General features: G+C 39.2%; 4 protein-coding genes. All 4 read right to left on the minus strand.

The genetic code is table 11. The annotated features are described in order from the left end of the window. The coding region (locus tag QUB33_RS29035) for a hypothetical protein (RefSeq protein WP_333357997.1) at positions 1-376 on the minus strand (376 nt) is incomplete at its 3' end. A 33-nt stretch (positions 377-409) separates the two neighbouring features. After that, on the minus strand, positions 410-1,138 hold the full coding sequence (locus QUB33_RS29040; protein WP_333358000.1) for a hypothetical protein: 729 nt from the start codon (positions 1,136-1,138) through the stop codon (positions 410-412). A gap of 28 nt (positions 1,139-1,166) precedes the next feature. Next, positions 1,167-2,462 (minus strand): hypothetical protein, encoded by a 1,296-nt coding sequence (locus tag QUB33_RS29045; protein WP_333358002.1) that lies wholly within the window; start codon positions 2,460-2,462, stop codon positions 1,167-1,169. A 22-nt stretch (positions 2,463-2,484) separates the two neighbouring features. After that, positions 2,485-3,094, minus strand: a 610-nt coding sequence (locus QUB33_RS29050) for a hypothetical protein (protein WP_333358006.1), incomplete at its 5' end; no start/stop codon positions are given.

The following is a 3,094-nucleotide window of genomic DNA, read 5'->3' on the forward strand; positions in this document are numbered from 1 at the left end:
GGCTGCGATGAACAATGACTATATGATGCAAATTCTCAAGTGCTTTTGTCAAGCATGATTGAGATGCTCTTACCCTGGGTAAAAAAATTCGATATAGCCACTCGCTTTTTTCATATCTTTTACGAGCATTCTTTACCTTATCAAGCACAATCACAACCTGATCCATTTTTTCTTCCCGATAAATTTGCTCAATCATTCTCTTCAAGCCCGAAGGAGTAGATCCCTGAATCATCTGTTCACCGTTTGGCTTGAAGGGTTGATTTATAGAGCCTTGTTCTATCGGCTGGTTGGAGACATTAGGATTTACAGACCCCATTTGATTAATAGAGTGATTAGCTTCTGGTGGTATTGGTTGATTTTCGTCAGCGTTCCGCATATTTATCACCGTTTGTATATGGCAACTCGATGCTTAACCCCATTTCATTTCACTATGGCTTTCAGATTCAGATTCAGTTTCCGATTCGCTCGATTCAGATTCAGATTCGCTGAGTTCACTTTCAGACTGTTCTTCTGGAGATTTAAGGGTTAATGTCCCTGATTCCAAGCGACTCTCAAGATCCTTCATATACTCACTAACGTACTCACCCTCTGATTCAGTTTCAGATTCGCTAGATTCAGACTCAGATTCAGTTTCCGATTCGCTGAGTTCACTTTGAGGTTTTTCTTCGAGAGATTTAAGCGTTAATGTCCCAGCTTCCAAGCGACTCTCAAGATCCTTCATATACTCACTAACGTACTCACCTTCTTTGCTTTCCGGCTCAGGATCGGGAGAACCTGAACTCTTTGCCCTATAGCGTTCTTTAAAACTTATTTCCCTGTCTTTCTCTCGTTTTTCTTTATCTTCTCCAGCCTGTAACTCTGCTACCTGATCTAGTTGTTCATTGAAATTGGAAAGGCGAGCAATTCCTGGTAAAGACTCATAATTTTGTGCTTCTGATTCATTTTCTGCTTCCTTGTCGAGCGGACAAGATTTAGGCTGTTGTTTTTGAACGGCTGAATAATCAGTATAGTTGGGACGGTTCTGCATATTAGGCTGTGGTGTAGGAGCAGCAATATTCATTGCTAAAAATTGAGCTATTTGAGCCGCAGCGGTTAATTTTTCAAAGTTTTTTTCGCCTTGATTATTTTCGGATGTCATAGTTTACCTCTATCTTATGTATTGTTTACTAATTGGTTGGAATTTGTGAATCTTCCTCGTCAGGAGTAGATTTGTTCTGGGCGGAAATGCTTGGACTATTTAGCTTTCCATTATTGGTAACTTCGATATTGGGACTAGGGTCATCAATATCGGTGTATTTTTTACCTGATCTAGCCCAAATCGAGAGATTTTCAATTCCCTGGTGAAACTTCTCAATTAATTTATTTGGTCTGAGAAGTTGCTCAAGCGTTTGATTCTTTTCTTTCAAGTATGCTATCTCTTTCTGGCAGTTAGCTAACAATATTTTATTCATGTCTCTCCGAGCAATAGCTTTACCCTGGGCTATTTTTTTCTCAGAGTTAACTCGATAAGTTCTGCCTTTAGCAATGGCAAACATGATATTTATGAAAGCAAAGATACTTACACCAAAAAGAATTTCAAATTTCTGCTCTCCCGTCAAAGCTGCGAGTGGTTCGGCAACCCCTGTATTTAAGTTAATATTTTGGCTTCTTGCTAAATCAATTAGTGGCGGTATGGTAGCATACCCAATTAAAGCTTCCAACAGCCAAATGATAAAAAATAAGAATGTATCACTATCAACTCTTAAATCAGTTCCTACTACAATTTTTATCAAGCTTGTCAAAATAGGAATAGGAAAGATAAGTTTGGTCAACTTGGTGATCGCCGGAAAACAAGCTCGATAAAATTTATCAAATTTAGTCTGGCTTGTTTTTTCTTCCTCTGTCTGTTCTAGTAACTGATTATTTTCGGGATTCTGCTGTTTATTCTTATCATGAGAAACTATCCAGTTAGTCACTGTGGCTGAAGTCAACCAAACAAGTGATATTCCACATAAAATACTAACTATAACGCTCGGCGTATATTGGAGGTTATTCAAGTCAGAAATAGTGAAAATGCTGAATAAAGAAAGAACTGGTACTACACTGAGTCCTATTTTCAGCGTCCAATCAAAGAAAGTGTTAAAAAATGACCAAGGCGGGAGAGACCAAAAGCCTATACTAAATCTTCCAAATCTCACGCCAGGAAAAATGATTGGAGTGTCTCGTTCCCAAAAACGAAGTGCTGCTGTTGTAGCAGCCACTTCAATTTCTGCATCTTTTAACAACTTATGTAGTTTTTGTAAATCCTCCTCTCTAGTCTTCAGCTTTTTTTGTAATAGCAGTTGTTCTTTGCACTTTGGGAGCAACTTTGACAACAAGATAAAATAGAGTTCGGGATCGTTTTTCCTCAACCATACACGAATCTCGTCAGGAAATTGGCTGTTGAGATTTTTCTCTATTTCTGCTTCATCGGAGTTGGGCATGATCTGTCAAATATAAATGCAGCTAGTTTAAATTTAAGACATCAGTGTGGATTCTCTTGAGGTGGTTAAGCGTTTGTGGAACGCTTGTAGCTGGAGACTCAGCCTTTCTATTCCCATCCTTATTGAACTGTTGAAAGGCTGTAGCGACCTGATTGGCAGCTCCGTCATTCACGCCAAATAAAATAATTCTTTCTACTTTCTCTTTGTCTGATTGAGCTAATTGATCCATTCCAGCTTGAATTTTTGGAAAGGCTCTATTTACCTCAGCGAGGTTCCAAGGAGCTTGAATCAAAACAATTATTTTTTCTGGGTATTTAGATGCCGCATCCTTTAAGTAAGGTGCAAGGTTTGCGAGAGATTCTGCACTAGCCTTACAGGTTATTTCCCCATTTGCTATTCTAGTGAGTGCTTTGTCCGCTTCCCCAGTTACAGCTTGAATTGATACTGGTTTTTCATCGGGCAATTCAGTACCAGGAGTGGGAAATTCAGGCGTGTCTTTTTCACAAAACTTGGCGATTGTGTAGCGGTTCCCTGGAACAATAATTTGTGCTTTTTTACTGTAGTTTAGACTAACCAAAGATGAGAACGGTGGCAAAAGAAGAACTAGAGCCACCGCGCCAGGAGAGAATGAG

It is taken from the genome of Microcoleus sp. B3-A4 (assembly GCF_036705385.1).
In the GTDB taxonomy this organism is placed as follows: domain Bacteria; phylum Cyanobacteriota; class Cyanobacteriia; order Cyanobacteriales; family Microcoleaceae; genus Microcoleus.

Excerpts from the sequence above, each read along its gene's own strand:
- QUB33_RS29040 (WP_333358000.1), bottom strand. The coding sequence starts at position 1,138 with ATGACATCCGAAAATAATCAAGGCGAAAAAAACTTTGAAAAATTAACC.
- QUB33_RS29045 (WP_333358002.1), bottom strand. The coding sequence starts at position 2,462 with ATGCCCAACTCCGATGAAGCAGAAATAGAGAAAAATCTCAACAGCCAA.